This window comes from Pseudonocardia sp. CA-107938 (genome assembly GCF_050936315.1).
In the GTDB taxonomy this organism is placed as follows: Bacteria; Actinomycetota; Actinomycetes; order Mycobacteriales; family Pseudonocardiaceae; genus Pseudonocardia.
Genome location: NZ_JBNJNA010000001.1, coordinates 1,125,649 through 1,142,328 on the forward strand (window position 1 = coordinate 1,125,649; position 16,680 = coordinate 1,142,328).

19 protein-coding genes are annotated in these 16,680 nt (G+C 72.7%); 9 read left to right on the forward strand and 10 right to left on the reverse strand.

Annotated features, from left to right (window positions below):
* Window positions 1-125 precede the first annotated feature (125 nt).
* Genes ACQEVB_RS05565 through ACQEVB_RS05575 form a run of 3 tightly spaced genes read left to right on the forward strand, consistent with a single transcriptional unit; the run spans window position 126 to window position 2,773 of the window.
* The gene (locus ACQEVB_RS05565; RefSeq protein WP_432965977.1) at window positions 126-1,058 is read left to right on the forward strand and encodes a metal ABC transporter solute-binding protein, Zn/Mn family; all 933 of its coding nucleotides are present in this window, start codon (window positions 126-128) and stop codon (window positions 1,056-1,058) included.
* Window positions 1,059-1,067: 9 nt separating this feature from the next.
* Window positions 1,068-1,928 (forward strand): metal ABC transporter ATP-binding protein, encoded by an 861-nt coding sequence (locus tag ACQEVB_RS05570; RefSeq protein WP_432965980.1) that lies wholly within the window; start codon window positions 1,068-1,070, stop codon window positions 1,926-1,928.
* A complete protein-coding gene (locus tag ACQEVB_RS05575) occupies window positions 1,928-2,773 on the forward strand; it encodes a metal ABC transporter permease (protein ID WP_432980164.1) in 846 nt (281 codons plus the stop codon). The genes ACQEVB_RS05570 and ACQEVB_RS05575 overlap by 1 nt, the downstream gene beginning before the upstream one ends.
* A gap of 1 nt (window position 2,774) precedes the next feature.
* On the opposite strand, the gene ACQEVB_RS05580 is transcribed toward ACQEVB_RS05575, so the two are convergent.
* The 4 genes from ACQEVB_RS05580 to cysS all read right to left on the reverse strand — a co-directional run bounded on the left by ACQEVB_RS05580 (window position 2,775) and on the right by cysS (window position 6,957).
* Complete coding sequence (locus ACQEVB_RS05580; protein WP_432965983.1) at window positions 2,775-3,413, reverse strand: hypothetical protein; 639 nt, start codon at window positions 3,411-3,413, stop codon at window positions 2,775-2,777.
* 2 nt (window positions 3,414-3,415) lie between these two features.
* Window positions 3,416-4,417, reverse strand: coding sequence for a hypothetical protein (locus ACQEVB_RS05585; protein WP_432965986.1), 1,002 nt, complete (start codon window positions 4,415-4,417; stop codon window positions 3,416-3,418).
* Window positions 4,418-4,578: 161 nt separating this feature from the next.
* A complete protein-coding gene (rlmB, locus tag ACQEVB_RS05590) occupies window positions 4,579-5,553 on the reverse strand; it encodes a 23S rRNA (guanosine(2251)-2'-O)-methyltransferase RlmB (RefSeq protein WP_432965989.1) in 975 nt (324 codons plus the stop codon).
* A 12-nt stretch (window positions 5,554-5,565) separates the two neighbouring features.
* A complete protein-coding gene (cysS, locus tag ACQEVB_RS05595) occupies window positions 5,566-6,957 on the reverse strand; it encodes a cysteine--tRNA ligase (RefSeq protein ID WP_432965992.1) in 1,392 nt (463 codons plus the stop codon).
* Window positions 6,958-7,023: 66 nt separating this feature from the next.
* On the opposite strand from cysS, the gene ACQEVB_RS05600 reads away from it, so the two are divergent.
* Window positions 7,024-7,416, forward strand: coding sequence for a VOC family protein (locus ACQEVB_RS05600; RefSeq protein ID WP_432965995.1), 393 nt, complete (start codon window positions 7,024-7,026; stop codon window positions 7,414-7,416).
* Between the two features lie 43 nt (window positions 7,417-7,459).
* On the opposite strand, the gene ispF is transcribed toward ACQEVB_RS05600, so the two are convergent.
* The 3 genes from ispF to ACQEVB_RS05615 are packed head-to-tail and all read right to left on the reverse strand — an operon-like array spanning window position 7,460 to window position 9,119.
* Window positions 7,460-7,942 (reverse strand): 2-C-methyl-D-erythritol 2,4-cyclodiphosphate synthase, encoded by a 483-nt coding sequence (ispF, locus tag ACQEVB_RS05605; protein ID WP_432965998.1) that lies wholly within the window; start codon window positions 7,940-7,942, stop codon window positions 7,460-7,462.
* Complete coding sequence (locus ACQEVB_RS05610; RefSeq protein WP_432966001.1) at window positions 7,939-8,580, reverse strand: IspD/TarI family cytidylyltransferase; 642 nt, start codon at window positions 8,578-8,580, stop codon at window positions 7,939-7,941. The genes ispF and ACQEVB_RS05610 overlap by 4 nt, the downstream gene beginning before the upstream one ends.
* Window positions 8,581-8,627: 47 nt before the next feature.
* Window positions 8,628-9,119: a CarD family transcriptional regulator gene (locus ACQEVB_RS05615; protein ID WP_073457680.1), complete on the reverse strand. Its 492-nt coding sequence runs from the start codon at window positions 9,117-9,119 to the stop codon at window positions 8,628-8,630.
* A 247-nt stretch (window positions 9,120-9,366) separates the two neighbouring features.
* Between ACQEVB_RS05615 and ACQEVB_RS05620 the strand changes: the two genes are divergently transcribed.
* Both ACQEVB_RS05620 and radA read left to right on the forward strand, forming a co-directional pair.
* Complete coding sequence (locus tag ACQEVB_RS05620; RefSeq protein WP_432980722.1) at window positions 9,367-10,053, forward strand: hypothetical protein; 687 nt, start codon at window positions 9,367-9,369, stop codon at window positions 10,051-10,053.
* Complete coding sequence (radA, locus tag ACQEVB_RS05625; RefSeq protein WP_432980167.1) at window positions 10,050-11,420, forward strand: DNA repair protein RadA; 1,371 nt, start codon at window positions 10,050-10,052, stop codon at window positions 11,418-11,420. Before ACQEVB_RS05620 ends, radA begins: the two co-directional genes overlap by 4 nt.
* A gap of 141 nt (window positions 11,421-11,561) precedes the next feature.
* On the opposite strand, the gene ACQEVB_RS05630 is transcribed toward radA, so the two are convergent.
* Window positions 11,562-12,335: a hypothetical protein gene (locus tag ACQEVB_RS05630; RefSeq protein ID WP_432966005.1), complete on the reverse strand. Its 774-nt coding sequence runs from the start codon at window positions 12,333-12,335 to the stop codon at window positions 11,562-11,564.
* A gap of 250 nt (window positions 12,336-12,585) precedes the next feature.
* On the opposite strand from ACQEVB_RS05630, the gene ACQEVB_RS05635 reads away from it, so the two are divergent.
* The 3 genes from ACQEVB_RS05635 to ACQEVB_RS05645 all read left to right on the forward strand — a co-directional run bounded on the left by ACQEVB_RS05635 (window position 12,586) and on the right by ACQEVB_RS05645 (window position 14,480).
* Entirely contained in the window at window positions 12,586-13,074 is a 489-nt protein-coding gene (locus ACQEVB_RS05635) for a beta-class carbonic anhydrase (RefSeq protein ID WP_432966008.1), read from the forward strand.
* A 13-nt stretch (window positions 13,075-13,087) separates the two neighbouring features.
* The gene (locus tag ACQEVB_RS05640) at window positions 13,088-13,954 is read left to right on the forward strand and encodes an A/G-specific adenine glycosylase (protein WP_432966011.1); all 867 of its coding nucleotides are present in this window, start codon (window positions 13,088-13,090) and stop codon (window positions 13,952-13,954) included.
* Window positions 13,955-14,036: 82 nt separating this feature from the next.
* On the forward strand, window positions 14,037-14,480 hold the full coding sequence (locus ACQEVB_RS05645; RefSeq protein WP_432966014.1) for a 2'-5' RNA ligase family protein: 444 nt from the start codon (window positions 14,037-14,039) through the stop codon (window positions 14,478-14,480).
* Here ACQEVB_RS05645 and ACQEVB_RS05650 read toward each other — a convergent pair.
* Both ACQEVB_RS05650 and ACQEVB_RS05655 read right to left on the reverse strand, forming a co-directional pair.
* The gene (locus ACQEVB_RS05650; protein ID WP_432966016.1) at window positions 14,424-15,827 is read right to left on the reverse strand and encodes an amino acid permease; all 1,404 of its coding nucleotides are present in this window, start codon (window positions 15,825-15,827) and stop codon (window positions 14,424-14,426) included. The genes ACQEVB_RS05645 and ACQEVB_RS05650 overlap by 57 nt on opposite strands.
* A gap of 61 nt (window positions 15,828-15,888) precedes the next feature.
* Entirely contained in the window at window positions 15,889-16,677 is a 789-nt protein-coding gene (locus ACQEVB_RS05655) for an alpha/beta fold hydrolase (RefSeq protein WP_432966019.1), read from the reverse strand.
* Window positions 16,678-16,680 lie beyond the last annotated feature (3 nt).

Here is a 16,680-nt window from a genome sequence, read left to right on the forward strand (position 1 = left end):
TGACCGTAACGGTTCAGTAGCTCACGAGGAAAGTTGGCCGGATCACTGTGGCAACAGTTCGAATCGAAAACGGTTATCAATGTAAGGTACGGGTTGCACGCCCGTTCCGACGCACAGGAGCCACCATGCCGATCCGACCCCGATCCGCGGGCCTCGTCGCCGCCCTCGGTGCGGCCGCAGCGCTGCTGCTCACCGGATGCGGATCCGGTGCAGCGCCAGCCGCGCAGCAGCCCGCGGGCGCCGCCGCGAAGATCCCGGTCGTCACCACCACGAACGTCTACGGCTCCATCGCCTCCGCGGTCGGCGGCGATCGCGTGGCCGTCACCTCGCTGCTCAACGACCCCAGCGCCGACCCGCACAACTTCGAGGCCACCCCGGCCGACGCCACCAAGGTCGCCGACGCCCGCATCCTCGTGATGAACGGCGGCGGCTACGACGACTTCGCCACCAAGCTGGCCCAGGCCGGCGGGGGAGACCGCAAGGTCGTCGATGTGGTGGAGCTCTCCGGTCTGAAGACGGCCGGCGACGCGGAGTTCAACGAGCACGTCTGGTACTCCCTGCCGACCGTCACGAAGCTCGCCGAGACCCTGGCCACCGACTTCACGGCAGCCGACCCCGCCGGCGCCAGCACCTACCAGGCGGGCGCCACCGCGTTCGTCGAGAAGGTGAAGGGGCTGCAGCAGCGCGTCGACGCGATCAAGGCCAAGGACGCCGGCCAGCGCGTCGCCGTTACCGAGCCGGTCCCGTTGTACCTGGTGGAGGCGGCCGGACTGGTCAACGCGACGCCCCCGGAGTACTCGGAGGCCGTCGAGGAGGACACCGACCCGCCCGCAGCGGTGCTGCAGCAGACGCTCGACCTGTTCAAGGGCACCCCGGTGCGCGCGCTGCTCCTCAACACCCAGACCCAGACCCCCACCACCGACCAGGTCAAGCAGGCGGCGCAGACTGCAGGGGTGCCCGTCGTCGACGTGAGCGAGACGTTGCCGGACGGGCAGACCGACTACGTCTCCTGGATGAGCAGCCAGATCGACGCGCTCGCCGCCGCAGTGAACCGGTAGGAAACTGACATGACCGCCCACCCGTCCGCGCCCGCGCGCAGCACGGCCCCGGCCCCGCCGGCCGGCGCCCCCGCGATCGAGCTGCGCGGTGCGCAGGTGCGCTTCGGCGAGCGGACGCTGTGGGACGGCCTGGACCTCGACGTGGCGCCCGGCGAGTTCGTGGCCGTCCTCGGGCCGAACGGATCCGGCAAGACGACGCTCGTCCGGGTGCTGCTGGGTCTGCAGGAGCTGTCCGCGGGCGAGGTGCGGATCTCCGGGGCGCCACCGCGCCGGGGCAGCCCCACGATCGGTTACGTGCCGCAGCAGAAGGCGCTCGAACGCGACCTGCCGCTGCGCGGCCGCGACCTGGTCGGCCTCGGCCTGGACGGGCACCGGTTCGGGCTCGGGCTGCGCGATCGGGCAGCGCGGCGGGCGCGCGTCGACGCGGCGCTGGCCGCGGTCGGCGGCACGGCGTACGCGAACGCCCCGGTCGGGCAGCTCTCCGGCGGCGAGCAGCAGCGGCTGCGGGTGGCGCAGGCGCTGGTCGGCGACCCGGCGGTGCTGCTGTGCGACGAGCCGCTGCTCTCGCTCGACCTGGCCCACCAGCGCACCGTCACCGACCTGATCGATGCGCGCCGGCGAACGGCCGGCACGGCCGTGTTGTTCGTCACGCACGAGATCAACCCGGTGCTTCCGCTCGTCGACCGCGTGCTCTACCTCGTCGACGGCCGGTTCCGCATCGGCCCGACCGCCGAGGTCATGACGTCCGAGGTGCTCTCCGAGCTCTACCGCACCGATGTCGACGTGCTGCGGGTGCGCGACCGGATCGTGGTCGTCGGTGCCGAGCACGCCGGCGCGCACTGCCACCCCGACGGGGAGGCGCTGCCGTGATCGAGCTGCTCGAGCGGCTGTTCACGTTCGAGGGACTGGGCCGCCAACTCAGCCAGGGGTTCGTGCACAACGCGTTCCTCGCCTGTGCCGTGCTCGGGCTCGCCGCCGGCCTGCTGGCACCCCTGATCGTCGCGCGCGGCATGTCGTTCGCCGTCCACGGCACCGCCGAGCTGGCGTTCACCGGCGGGGCCGCGGCGCTCGTGGCCGGCGTCAGCGTCGGGCTGGGCGCCGTCGCCGGCGCGCTGACCGCCGGGCTGGTGTTCGGCCTGCTCGGGCTGCGCCAGCGCGAGCGCGACTCGGTGATCGGGGTCGTGCTCGCCTTCGGGCTCGGCCTCGGCGTGCTGCTGCTGAGCCTCTACAAGGGACGCAGCTCCAACAAGTTCGGGCTGCTCACCGGCTCTGTCGTGTCGGTCGACTCGACCGACCTGACGGTGCTCGGCGTCGTCGCCGTCGTCGTGATCGCGACGCTCGCGATGCTCTACCGGCCGATGCTGTTCGCCAGCACCGATCCCGATGTCGCCGTCGCCCGCGGGGTGCCGGTGCGCGCGCTGTCGGTCGTCTTCGCGATGCTCGTCGGCCTCACGACCGCGCTCGCCGTGCCGATCGTGGGCGCCATCCTCGTGCTGTCGGTGATGATCGTGCCCGGGGCAGCGGCTGCCCGCGTCACGGCCAGCCCGGTGCGCGCCACCCTGCTCGCGGTGCTGTTCGCCGAGATCGCGCTGCTGGGCGGGGTGTTCCTGTCACTGGCGCCCGGCCTGCCCGTCTCCGGCTACGTCGCCGCGCTGTCGTTCCTCTGCTACCTGGGCTGCCGGCTGGCGGCCCGGCTGCGCGGCCGCACAGCCTGAGTCAGAGATCCGCGGCCAGCCCGACCAGCCGCGCGTCCACCGACAGGTGCCGGTGCGCCACCCGCGTCTCCGGGTCGTAGGAGAGGCTCCACGGGCTCTGCGGCCGCGACTTCACCAGGAACGTCATCGCGTCGTCCCCGGCCCACGAGACCCGGTGGAAGTCGCTGGCCAGCAGGTACCCGGTCGTCCCGACGCCGGCGCGCGTGCTGCGCACCTCCGTGACCGACGAGATCAGCCCGGTGCTCGGATCCAGGACCGCCGTGTAGCGCTCGTGCTGGTACTCGCCGCGCAGCAACGTCGTGCAGAAGTGGTAGCGGTGGTTGTGCACGCTGTCGGCGTAGCCCACCCGCCAGTCGCGCTGCGGCTTGTACTGGTGCAGCCAGAACGTGAACTCCTCGCCGGGCACGTCGCGCAGGCACCACTTGTAGTGCGTCGTGGTCTCGCGGGAGCGGTTGGAGATCGCGGCCAGCGAGTCGGCGGAGAGATCACCGAGGTGGTCGCGCAGGTCGTGGCGCAGGTCCCAGCGCGTCGACCAGTCGCGGAACCACTCGTGGACGAGTGGCCATCGCGTCGGCAGCGCGAACCCGGCGGCGTTGAGCCGGTCGCCGAGCTCCTCGAGCGCCGCGGAGGAGGTCGCCATCGTCAGCTCCCCAGCTCGGCGAGCGCGGAGAACTCGCGGCGGAACGCGTGGAACCTCGCCTCCAGGTCGGCGAACTGCCGCTGGGTGAGCCGGGAGTGCGTGACGTGCTCGAACTGGTCGACGAAGTCGGCTCGGGTGGTGTCGGGTCTGATCAGCATGTGAGTCGCCTCCCGAGATGTGCTGATCCGGGCGAACTCGGCGCGCTCCATCGTCGCGACGAAGGAGCCCTCGGAGAACCGCAGCGTGCGGGGGTAGAGCGTGCCGGCCGCGCTGCGGTCGCTGTAGAGCGTGATCCAGACGCTGTCGTCGAACAGCTCCAACCGGTCGAGCGGCGGGTCGGCGATCAACGTGATGTCGATGCGGCTGCACGCCGCGCGGGCCAGGTAGAGCCCGACGAGGCCCGTCCGGATCTCGTCGTGCAGGCGCGCCAGGATCGACTCCACGTCCGCGTTCGCGCCCTCGCGCCGCACCAGGTAGCGCGCGCGGCCACCGATCGCCGAACGCTCCGTCGGGTCGGCGACGACGGCGCGCAGCTCCCGGTCGCCGTGGGCGAGCAGCAGCCGCGCACCCGCGTGCCGGCCGGAGAACCCGCGGAACAGGTACTGGCGCGTGTCCTGCAGGTCGCGCATCAGCAGCTGGTTGAACCTGGGGTCGGGACGGTCGGTCGCCTCGAAGACGTCGGTCGGGAAGAACTCGCGGTTCAGCGACCGGTACTCCGCGCTCAACGCCTGCAGCGCGCGCCGGTTCTCCTCGATGAGCGGGGTGACCATCGCCCGTTGCGCGGCGGTCGCGGTGACGAGCGTCTGGCCGAAACCGACGATCGCCGTGATCATCGTGCCGGTGCCGAGCGCGAGGACGAGGTTCTTCGGGATGCCGTCGGGCAGGCCCGTCGACACGACCAGTGACGTGCCGCCGACGACGACGAGGAGCAGCAGGAGCAGGCCGTTGCGGGTCCAGAAGAGCTCGCGGACGGGGTTGCGGCCAAGATCAGCCTCAGCGCCCAACGAAGGTCACCTCCCCCGGTTGGAGACCTGAGCGACGAATACTGTGCGCATCCGATCTTGTGGAGCAGCAACTCTACAGAGGTCGCTGACCTGGGGATATCGGGAGACCGGGTGATCGCTTTAAGCGGCCCGGCTACTGGCCGTCACAATCGGCGAAGGGGTCAGCGGCCGGCGATCCGGCGCTGACGGGCCACCTCGGCCAGCACCACACCGGCGGCGACGGACGCGTTCAACGACTCGACGGGACCCGCCATCGGGATCGACACGGTGACGTCGCAGGTCTGGCGGACGAGCCGGGACAGCCCCTTGCCCTCCGACCCGACGACCAGCACGAGCGGGCCCGAGGCGAGCTCGAACTCGTCGAGGGTGACGCTGCCCTCGCCGTCCAGCCCGGCGATCATGAAGCCGGCGGTGGCGTACTCACGCAGGGTGCGGGTGAGGTTGGTCGCCCGGGCGACGGGCAGCCGCGCCGCGACGCCGGCGGAGGTGCGCCAGGCGACCGCGGTCATCCCGGCCGCACGCCGCTGCGGCACGACGACCCCGTGCCCGCCGAACGCCCCCACGGAGCGGACGACCGCGCCGAGGTTGCGCGGGTCGGTCACGCCGTCCAACGCGACGATCAGGCCGGGCTCCCGTGCCTCCGCGGCGAGTTCGAGCAGCTCGTCGGGGTGCGCGTAGACGTACGGCGGCACCTGCAGCGCGACGCCCTGGTGCAGCGCGCCGCCCGCGATGCGGTCGAGGTCGTTGCGCGGCACCTCCAGGATCGAGATGCCGGCCTCCGCCGCCAGCGCGACCGCCTCGGTGACGCGCTCGTCGACCGTCGCGCCGATCGCGACGTGCAGTGCCGTCGCGGGCACGCCCGCGCGCAGGCACTCGACGACCGGGTTGCGCCCGAGCACGGTCTCCGGGCCCTCGCCGTCACCGGCACGGCGCCGCTGCCCCGCGATCTTGGCGTCGGCGGCCCTGGCCCGTGCGTTCGCCTTGCGCTGCGCCGGGTGACCCTTGCGCATCTCGGCGGGCGGGGTGGGGCCCTTGCCCTGCAGGGCCCGGCGGCGCTGCCCGCCGGAACCGACGACCATGCCCTTCTTCGTGCCCTCCTTGCGCATCGCACCGCGTCGCTTGGAGTTGCCTGCCATCAGTTATCTCTCTCAGACGTCCTTGAGGGACCAGGTGGGGCCGTCGGGGCTGTCCTCGACGAGCACACCGGCCGCGGTGAGGCGGTTGCGCAGCTCGTCGGCTGCGGCGAAGTCACGCCGGGACCTGGCCGCGGCCCGCTGCTCGAGCAGGTCGTCCACCAGCGCGGTGAGTGCTCCGGTGGCCGCGTCGGCACCGGCGTCGCCGGCCGACCAGTGCGGGTCGAGCGGGTCGAGGCCCAGCACCCCCGTCATGGCCCGGACGGCGCCGGCGGCGGCCAGGGCCGCCTCCTTGTCGGACGAGTCGAGCGCGGTGTTGCCGTCACGGACGGTGTTGTGCACCGCGGCGAGCGCACCGGGCGTGCCGAGGTCGTCGTCGAGGGCTGCGGCGAACTCGGGCGTGACCGCGCCGACGCCGGGGTCCCCGAGCCGCTCCCGCACGCGGTGCACGAACGACTCGATGCGCCGGTAGGCCGACACGGCCTCCTGCAGCGCGCCCTCCGAGTACTCGATCATCGACCGGTAGTGCGGCCCGACGAGGTAGTAGCGCAGCTCGGGACCGCGGACGCGGCCCAGCACGGCCTCCACCGACAGGGTGTTGCCGAGCGACTTCGACATCTTCTCGCCGCCGAGCGTGACCCAGCCGTTGTGCAGCCAGTACTGCGCGAACGGGTCCTTCGCGCTGTGCGACTGGGCCTGCTCGTTCTCGTGGTGCGGGAAGATCAGGTCGATGCCGCCGCCGTGGATGTCGAACTCGTCGCCGAGGTAGAACGTGGCCATCGCCGAGCACTCGAGGTGCCAGCCCGGCCGGCCGGCACCCCACGGCGTGGCCCACCGGGGCTCGCCCGGCTTCGCCGCCTTCCACAGCGCGAAGTCGCGCGGGTCGCGCTTGCCGGTGGCGTCGGGCTCGCCCTGCTCCACGGCCTCGAGCTTCTGGCCCGACAGCGACCCGTACTCCGGGTCCGACGCGACCGAGAAGTAGACGTTGCCCTCGGCCGCGTAGGCGTGCCCGCCGTCGATCAGCCGCTGCATCAGCTCGATCATCTGCGGCACGTGCCCGGTGGCCCGTGGCTCGATCGACGGGGGCAGGCAGCCCAGCGCGGCGTACGCGGCCTGGAACGACCGCTCGTGCGTGGCCGCCCACTCCCACCACGGCCGGCCGGCCTCCGCCGCCTTCGCGAGGATCTTGTCGTCGATGTCGGTGACGTTGCGCACGAGCGTGACGTCGAGCCCGCCGTGGGCGAGCCAGCGGCGCAGCACGTCGTAGTTCAGGCCCGAGCGGACGTGCCCGATGTGCGGGTGGCCCTGCACGGTGGCCCCACAGACGTAGATCGACGCAGCCCCGGCCCGCACCGGGACGAAGTCCCGCTGCTTCCTGGAAGCGGTGTCGAACAGTCTGAGGGTCACCTGTCAAGGGTAGGCGACTTCCCTTACGTCCAAGACACGTGGTTCCGCTCACGCCACGCTGGGTGCATGAGCCACATCCAGAGCCTCCAGCCGAAGCTCGTCGTCGACGGTGCCGACAAGGCCATCGCGTTCTACGCCGCGGCGTTCGACGCGGTGGCGAGCGACCGGTTCGCCCACGGCGACCGCGTCGTGCACGCCCAGCTCACCGCGGGCGGCGCCCGCTTCACCATCAAGGACGCCGGCGACGGCGACCTGGCACCCTCCGCGGGCGGCGTCCCCGTGATCATGTCGCTCGTCGTGGACGACGCCGACGCCGTGTGCGCGCAGGCGCTCGCGGCCGGCGCGCACGTCATCTACCCGGTCGAGGACCACGACTACGGCGGCGGTCACCGGGACCGCGGCGGCCGCCTCGGCGACCCGTTCGGCCACCAGTGGATGGTGGTGCAGCCCCGCCCGTGAACGCGTCGAGAACGAACTTGTGGTGATCAACAGGGCCTGTTGATCACCACAAGTTCGTTCTCGACGGGCGCAGCAGCAGAGCGGTGGCCACTGCGGCTATGCCTTCGCCGCGGCCGGTGAGGCCCAAGCCGTCCGTCGTGGTGCCCGAGACCGCGACCGGGCCGCCGACGGCCGCCGAGAGCGCCTGCTCCGCCTCCGCCCGCCGCGTCCCGATGCGCGGGGCGTTGCCGATGACCTGGACGGCGGCGTTGCCGACCGTCCACCCGGCCTCGTCGAGCAGCCGGCGCACCTCGGTGAGCAGCGCGACGCCGCTCGCCGCTGCCCACTCGGGACGGCCGGTGCCGAAGACGGCACCGAGGTCGCCGAGGCCCGCAGCGGAGAGCAGCGCGTCGCACAGCGCGTGCGCGGCGACGTCGCCGTCCGAGTGGCCGGCGCAGCCGTCGACGCCCTCCCACCACAGGCCGGCGATCCAGCACGGCCGCCCGGGCTCGACGGGGTGGACGTCGGTGCCGATGCCGACCCTCATGCCTGCTCCCCTCGCAGCACCGCGGTCGCGAGCTCGACGTCGGCGGCCGTGCGCAGCGGGAGCGCGGCCGGGTCGCCGGCCACGGTGTGCACCTCGACCCCGGACGCGACGAGCGCCGGCCAGCGCGGGCCGGCGAGCTCGTCGAGCACAGCGGACCTGTACGCCTGCGGAGTCTGCACGACCCGCAGGCCGGCGCGGTCCGGGGTGCCGGCGACGAGCCCGGACGCAGTGACGTCCTTCACGGTGTCGGTGAGCGGCACCACCGGCACGACGGCGTCGTGGCCGGCGGCGAGCCCGGCGAGTACCGCCGGCAGGACATAGGGGCCGACCAGCGCCCACGTCACGTCGTGGACGACGAGCGCGTCGACCGCTCCGATTGTTCGACGGAGCGTGCCCGAACCGTTACTCGCTGGGCGGTTCGGGCGTTGAGTGATGTGTGGGTGCACCACGATCGGCCGGCCGGCGCACGCGTCCGACAGACGCGCGTGCTCTTCGGGCGCGGCCAGAACGTGGACACGACTGAACTCGCCCGCGTCGCGGAACATGTCCACGGCGCGGACGAGCAGCGGGACCCCACCGACCGGCGTCAACACGTCCAGGTCGGGCGCATCGCAGACCACCACGGCGGCGACGTTCACAGGAACGGGTACCGGGCGGACGACCGATCGGGCAGGGCGATCCAGGTTCAGGCGTTGGCGGTGGCGAGGACCTCGTCGAGCAGGACCTCGGCCCGCTCCTCGTCGGTGCCCTCGGCGAGCGCCAGCTCGCTCACGAGGATCTGCCGGGCCTTGGCCAGCATGCGCTTCTCGCCGGCGGACAGACCACGGTCCTTCTCACGGCGCCAGAGATCGCGGACGACCTCGGCAACCTTGTTGACGTCGCCGGAGGCGAGCTTCTCGAGGTTCGCCTTGTATCGACGAGACCAGTTCGTGGGTTCCTCGGTGTGCGGCGCGCGCAACACCTCGAAGACCTTGTCCAGACCCTCCTGGCCCACCACGTCACGAACGCCCACTACCTCGGCGTTCTCGGCGGGAACACGCACCGTGAGATCACCCTGCGCAACCTTGAGGACGAGGTACTTGCGCTCCTCGCCCTTGATCGTGCGGGTTTCGATGGCCTCGATGAGAGCGGCACCGTGGTGCGGGTAGACAACGGTCTCTCCGACCTTGAAAACCATGTGTCCTTAGCCCCTTTCGGTAGCTCCAGATTATCACGTCGGACTGCGGTGCCGCAGCCCGCCCCGACCTGTCCTCGCAGGTCAGGGGGTTGACATCCGCGCCGAAACGTGCAGGCGGCAGGCTCGTCGGGGGCCGTGGAACAGCGGTGACTAGGCTGATCGGTGCGCGTGGGCCCGCAACCACGCGTGACCAGCTCGAGCCGCGCTGCCGCCCGCAGCGCGACCCGCCCGGAAGGACGCACAGCCCGTGAGGCGCACACCGCGTATTCGCTCGACCGCTGCCGTGGTCGGCGCCGTGCTCGGCGCCGTCGTGCTCGCCGGGTGCGGAGCCGGCCAGGTCACGCAGACCTCCCGCCAGGTCACGGCCGTCGACGGGGCCAACGCCAACGCCGGCCCCATCGCCGTCCGGAACGCGCTGTTCCCGCTCGGCAAGAGCGTCGAGTCCGCCGTCGCGTACCCGCGGGGCAGCAGCGCGCCGCTGCAGCTGGTGATCGTCAACAGCGGCAGCGCGAACGACGAGCTGCTCTCCGTCAGCAGCCCGATCGCCGGGACGGGCACGGTCACCGGCAAGCGCGACGTGCCCGCCGGGCGGGCCCTCGTCGTCGAGGGCGCGCCGGCAGCCACGGTCGCCGCGACCCCGAGCGCCACCTCCAGCGCCACCCCCGCGGCCGCCGCCGGCGCCACGCCGAGCGCTACGCCCGCCGTCACGCCGAGCGCCACCGCGGCCGCGTCGAGCAGCACGCCGAGCGCAGGCGCGCTGCCCACCGACGCCCCCGACACCGCCGGCACCGCGCAGATCGTGCTCACCGGGCTGACCGACGACATCCGTTCCGGGATCACCTACGAGGTGGTGCTGAACTTCCGCAACGCCGGTCCGCTGAGGCTGGCCGTCCCGGTCGCGAGCTCCGAGGCCGAGCGCAAGGACGAGCACTGACCCCTCGCACCCGCAGCGCCGGCTACCGCTGCACGGCGTGCGAGCACCGGGTCGCGCAGTGGGTGGGGCGCTGCCCGTCCTGCCAGGAGTGGGGCACCCTCGAGGACCTCGGGCCCGCCCCGGCGACGCAGGCGCGGACCCGCGTCGTCGCGGCCGGCGCTCCGGCCACCGCGGCGCGGCGCATCGGTGAGGTCGCCCTCGACTCCGCCCGCGCGCGCCCGACCGGCGTCTCCGAGCTCGACCGCGTGCTCGGCGGCGGCCTCGTCCCCGGTTCGGTGGTGCTGCTCGCCGGCGAGCCGGGCGTCGGCAAGTCGACGCTGCTGCTGGAGGTCGCGGCCCGGCACCCCGGGCGCGTCCTCTACGTGACGGGGGAGGAGTCGGCCGGGCAGGTGCGGCTGCGCGCCGAGCGCACCGGTGCCGTCCGCGACGAGCTCTACCTCGCCGCCGAGTCCGACCTGGGCGCGATCGTCTCCCACCTCGACGACCTGCGCCCCGACCTGGTCATCGTCGACTCAGTGCAGACGATGTCCACCGCGGCCGCCGACGGCTCGCCCGGCGGCGTCACCCAGACCCGCGCAGTCACCGTCGGGCTCACGGGAATCGCCAAGGAACGCAGCCTGCCCGTGGTGCTGGTCGGGCACGTCACGAAGGACGGCAACATCGCCGGCCCGCGGGTGCTGGAGCACCTCGTCGACGTCGTGCTCGCGTTCGAGGGCGACAAGCACTCGACGCTGCGGATGGTCCGCGGCGTGAAGAACCGCTTCGGGCCGGCCGACGAGGTCGGCTGCTTCGAGCTGCGCGACTCCGGCATCGTCGGCATGCCCGACCCGTCCGGGCTCTTCCTCGCCCGCTTCGACGGCCCGCCGGTCGCCGGCACGGCCGTCACAGTGGTCCTGGACGGGCGCAGGCCGCTGCCGGCCGAGGTGCAGGCGCTCGTGACGGGCAAGGACATCCCGAGCCCCAGACGGGCCGTGAGCGGCCTGGACAACGCCCGGGTGGCGATGCTGCTCGCCGTGCTGGAGAAGCGCGGCGGCATCCGGCTGCACGACGCCGAGGTCTACGCCGCGACCGTCGGCGGCATGCGGGTGGTGGAGCCGGCGGCCGACCTCGCGCTGGCGCTGGCCGTCGCGTCGTCCCGCAGCGACGTCGCGTTGCCCCGCGACCTCGTCGTGCTCGGCGAGATCGGGCTGGCCGGCGAGGTGCGCCGGGTGGCGGGCGTCGACCGCCGGCTCGCCGAGGCCGCCCGGCTCGGGTTCACCGACGCGCTGGTGCCGCCGGGCAGCGGCTCGGCGCCGGCCGGGATGCGGCTGACCGAGGTGGACAACGTGGGCGCCGTCCTGCGCGCGCTCAAGCCCGTCAGGGGTTAGGAGGGCCCGGCAGTCGAGGGTCCGGGCTTTCGCCGCCCAGGCGGCCCCTCGCGGCGTTGCCGCCCTTGCAGAGACGCCCAGTCTGAGCTGCGGGCGGCGCCTTGCCAGGAACCACCTGGACACCGAAAGCCGCACGAACCCTCAACTGCCGGACCCTCCAAGCAGAAAGGGCACCGGCGCGCTGATGTCGTCGTCGAGGCGCGTCATCACCCGGTAGGCCCCCGCCGGCACGACCGTGCGCGGACCCGTGCAGCCCGGCACCGACGTCTTGCCGGCCCAGGTCACCGCCGAGACGACGGGCTGGGCGGGCACCATCGTGCGCAGGTCCACCCCGGCGACCGGCGAGCAGTCGTTGCTGGACCACAGCCGGGTCTTCCCGTCGCCGCTCCAGACCACGATCTCCTGCCGGGCCGGGTCGAGGTCGCGCACGCACGGCTGGTCGGTGGCGTTCACCATCACCAGCCGCAGCACCGGGTGCTCCCCGACGCGGTAGGCCGGGCGATCGACCTCGGCCGTCACGTCGAGCATCGCGTTGGTGCACGGCACCGGCCCGGTCGCCGGCACCGGTACCGGCGTGGCGACCGGGATCGCCCGGCCCGGGGTGACGTCCGGGCGCAGCTGCTCCGACGCGGTCGCCGCCGGCGTCGATCCGATCGACGCAGGTTCCGTCGTCCCCGACGCGACGGCCGAGGACGACGGACCCTGCTGGGGAGCGGACGGATCAGGGGCCGACAGGGCGACGTTGGACGGGGCCAGGATCGTGGTGCCGTCGGCGGTGGAGCCGGCGCCGCGGGGGCCGAGCAGTACCGCGGCGCCCCAGACGGCAGCGCCGATCAGCAGGACGGCGACGGCCACGGCAGTGCACCGCCGCCGCCAGTAGACCGACGCGGGCAAGGGCCCGACCGGCTCCCACATGTCACTGAAGGTATCTGATCGACTACCGCACGTTGCGGCATTTGGGGGTGTCGGCGAGTCGCGTCTTGCTCTGTTCGGTACAACTCGAAACACTCATGGTGTGATGCGCATGTTGCTGGAGGCCTTCTGGCCCAGCCGGCGCATCGACGCGTTCGACGAGTTCTGTCTCCTGGCCGCGTAGTCGGCGTACCTCGGTCGATTCGCGGCCGCAGTCTGCCCTCAGCAGCCCACATCCAGGAGACAACCCCACATGTCGGTCACCGACGAACTGCTCGCCAACAACGCCGCCTACGCCGCGTCCTTCCAGGGCCCGCTGCCGCTGCCGCCCGCCAAGGGCGTCGCGGTCGTCGCCTGCATGGACGCCCGGCTTGACGTCTACCGCATCCTCGGCCTCAACGAGGGGGAGGCGCACGTCATCCGCAACGCCGGCGGCGTCGTCACCGAGGACGAGATCCGCTCGCTGGCCATCAGCCAGCGCCTGCTGGGCACCACCGAGATCATCCTGATCCACCACACCGACTGCGGCATGGTCACGTTCACCGACGACGGGTTCAAGGCCTCGATCCTCGACGACACCGGCCTGCGACCGGCATGGGCCGCGGAGGCGTTCCCCGACGCCGACGAGGACGTCCGCCAGTCGATCGCGCGGATCAAGGCCAACCCGTTCGTGCCCCACAAGGAGTCGATCCGCGGGTTCGTGTTCGACGTGGCCACCGGCAAGCTGAACGAGGTGGTGTAGCACCATCTACGGCGTGTCCCCGGCCGCACTCGTCCACGACTGGTACCTGGCGAACGCCCGTGACCTGCCGTGGCGGCGGCCGGGGACCACACCGTGGGGCGTCATGGTCAGCGAGTTCATGCTGCAGCAGACGCCGGTCGCGCGCGTCGAGCCCGTGTGGCTGCGGTGGATGGCCGAGTGGCCGACGCCGTCGGCGCTGGCGGCGGCCTCGCGGGCGGAGGTACTGCGGGCGTGGGGCAAGCTCGGCTACCCGCGCCGCGCGCTGCGCCTGCACGCTGCCGCGGAGGCCATCGCGACGCAGCACGGCGACGTTGTCCCGTCCGACATCGACGCCCTGGAGGCGCTGCCCGGCGTCGGCAGCTACACCGCGCGGGCCGTGGCGGCCTTCGGCTACGGCCGGCGCTGCCCGGTCGTGGACACGAACGTCCGGCGGGTCGTCGCCCGTGCCGTCCACGGGGCGGGCGACGCCGGACCGGCCCGGGTGAAGGCCGACCTGGCCGACGTCGACGCGCTGCTGCCGCCCGACGACGCCACCGCGGCCGTCGTCTCGATCGGGCTGATGGAGATCGGCGCCGTGGTGTGCACGGCGCGCGCCCCGCGGTGCGGGATCTGCCCGCTGCACGCCGAGTGCGCGTGGGTGGCGAACGGGTCGCCCGCCTACGCGGGCCCGCGCAAGCCGGTCCAGACCTACGCCGGCACCGACCGGCAGGTCCGCGGCCGGCTGCTGGACGTGCTGCGCGCGGCCGAGGCGCCCGTCGAGCGGGCCGCGCTCGACGCTGTGTGGGACGACGCAGGGCAGCGCGACCGCTGCCTGCTCACGCTCCTGGACGACGGCCTGGCGGAGCAGACGGACGACGGCCTGTTCACCCTCCCGGCGTGAGCGGGGTGGCGTTGATCATGGGCAAAACGTTGCTTCCCAAGATCGAACGACCACGTTTTGCCCATGATCGACGAGGCGCCGCGTGGACGTCGTGACCTTCCGGCTCGACCCTGCCGCTCTCGATGCATTGCGCGGGCTGCGCGCGCGGGTGGGCGGGCCGAGCTCCGAGCCGCAGGTGCGGGTGGCGGCCGCCGCCTCCATCCCGCCCGCCGCCCGGGCCGCGCTGGCCGACGAGGTGCGGGTGCTGGCGCTGCCGTCGCTGTGGCTGGCCACGCTCGGCACCGTCGCCGGCCGGCCCGACGAGCTGGTGCTCGCCGCGGTCGTCGACGCCGAGCTGCTCGCCGTCCACCAGGCCGTGCACGACGCGCTGGCCGGGCGCGTGAAGGGACCGGTCGCGGCCTACCTGCCGGGCACCTGGCTGCCGCACTGCGTGCTGGCCACCAGGGACCCGGCGTCGGCGTTCGCCGCGCTACACCCCGTCGCCCCGATCCGCGCCCGCGTAACCGGTGTGGACGTCTCCGGCTGACCGGCCGCGGGTCGTCAGCACGCCGGCGACCACCACGACGATCCCGATGACGGCCGTCGCGATGATGTTGATGCGCTGGTCGGCGTCGAACAGCATGTAGACGAGCATCACCGGGATCACGACGATGACCGCCCACGTCAGGTACGGGTAGGCCCACATCCGCACGGGCATGGCGGTGCGGGAGCTCTCGAACTTGGCCCGCATCTGCAGCTGCGACACCGCGATCACGAGGTAGACCAGCAGCGCCACCGCGCCCGACGTCGCGAGCAGGACGTTGAACACGTCCTCCGGGAAGAGGTAGTTCGCGATCACGGTCAGGAAGCCGACCGCGGTGGACGCGAGCACCGCGACGCGCGGCACGCCGTTCTCGGTGGTCCGCATGACCGCGGCCGGTGCCTGGCCCCGCTTGCCGAGCGAGTAGATCATCCGCGACGCCGTGTAGAGGGCGGAGTTGAGGCAGCTCGCGACGGCGACCAGCACCACGACGTCCACGATCGCCTTCGCGCCCGGCACGCCCAGCGCCTGCAGCGCGGTCTGGTACGAGCCGGTGCCGTCGCCGAGTGCCTTGGTGTTCCACGGCACGATCGCGACCACCAGGAAGATCGAGGCGAGGTAGAACAGGCCGATCCGCCAGATCACCGAGCGGGTGGCCTTGCCGATCTTCTCGTCGGGGTGGTCGGACTCCGCGGCCGCGATCGTGACGATCTCGGTGCCCATGAAGCTGAACATCGTCAGCAGCACCGCCGCGACGACGGCGCCGAAGCCGTTCGGCAGGAAGCCACCGGTGTCCCACAGGTGCGCGACGCCGGAGTGGTCGCTGCCGAACACGCCGAGCACGGCCAGGATCCCGATCCCGATGAACGCGATGATCGCGATGACCTTGAGCAGCGCGAACCAGAACTCGAACTCGCCGTAGTTGGCCACGCTGAACAGGTTGGTGACCGTCAGGACGAGGGTCACCGCGAGCGCCCAGATCCACTGCGGCACGTTCGTCCAGCTCTCCAGGATGGTGGCAGCCGCGGTCGCCTCGACCGGGATGACCAGCACCCAGAACCACCAGTACAGCCAGCCGACCGTGAACCCGGCCCACGGCCCGATCGCGCGGTCGGCGTAGGTGGAGAACGAACCCGTGTCGGGGTTGGCCGCGGCCATCTCGCCGAGCATCCGCATGACCAGCACGACGAGCAGTCCGGCGAACGCGTAGGCGAGCAGGACGCCCGGCCCCGCCTTGTTGATCGCCGACCCGGAGCCGACGAAGAGCCCCGCACCGATCACGCCGGCGATGCTGATCATGGTGACGTGCCGGTTCTTCAGACCCGCCGACAACGCGTTCTCGGTGACGGTCATGTGGCCCCCTCCCACGATGTGATGGGCCATCCAAACACCCGATCGGGAGCAATGCCAACGGTCAGTTGATCTCGGTGAGGAACTCCTCGACGTGGCGTCGGTAGGCATCGGGATCCGCCGCATGGACGAGATGTCCTGTGCCGGACAGCCGCACGTGCCGCGCGTCCGGCATGCGGCGGGCCATCTCCGCCATGTGCCCCGCCGGCGCGACGCTCTCCTCGGCCTCGATCAACAGCGCCGGGCAGCGGACCTCGGGCAGCACGTCCCAGCGCGCGACGTCCGCCCACTCGGCGGCGATCTCCACCGTGTGCTCGACGGCGGCCAGCAGGTGGTAGCCGTCGGCGCGCTCCTCGACGCACTCGGCCATGTAGTCGCCGAACTCCGGCCGCGGGAACCCGAACACCTGCCGCACGTGGGCGAGCGACGCGAACGGCTGCGGCAGTGCGCCGAACCACGCGCGGGCGTCGTCGGCGCTGCGGTCGGTGAAGTCGACGGCGATGTCCTCCACCACCAGCGCCCGCACCAGGTCCGGGCGGCGGGCGGCCAGCACCAGCGCGTGCAGCGCGCCCATCGAGTGCGCGACGACCGTCGCCGGCCCCAGCGGCTCCAGCACCGCCTCGACGTCGGCGACGAGCCGGCCGGTCGTCCACGGGCCGTGCGCCTGGGAGCGGCCGTGCCCGCGCGCATCCGGCGCCACGACCTGCCCGTGCGCGACCAACCACTGCGCGACCGGCCACCAGGTGGTCGCCCGGCCCATCAGCCCGTGCAGCAGCAGGATGGGCGGCCCGTCGCCGCCGAACTCGACGACCTGCAGCTCGACGCCGTCGTCGGTCCGCACGGTGCGTCGCATGAC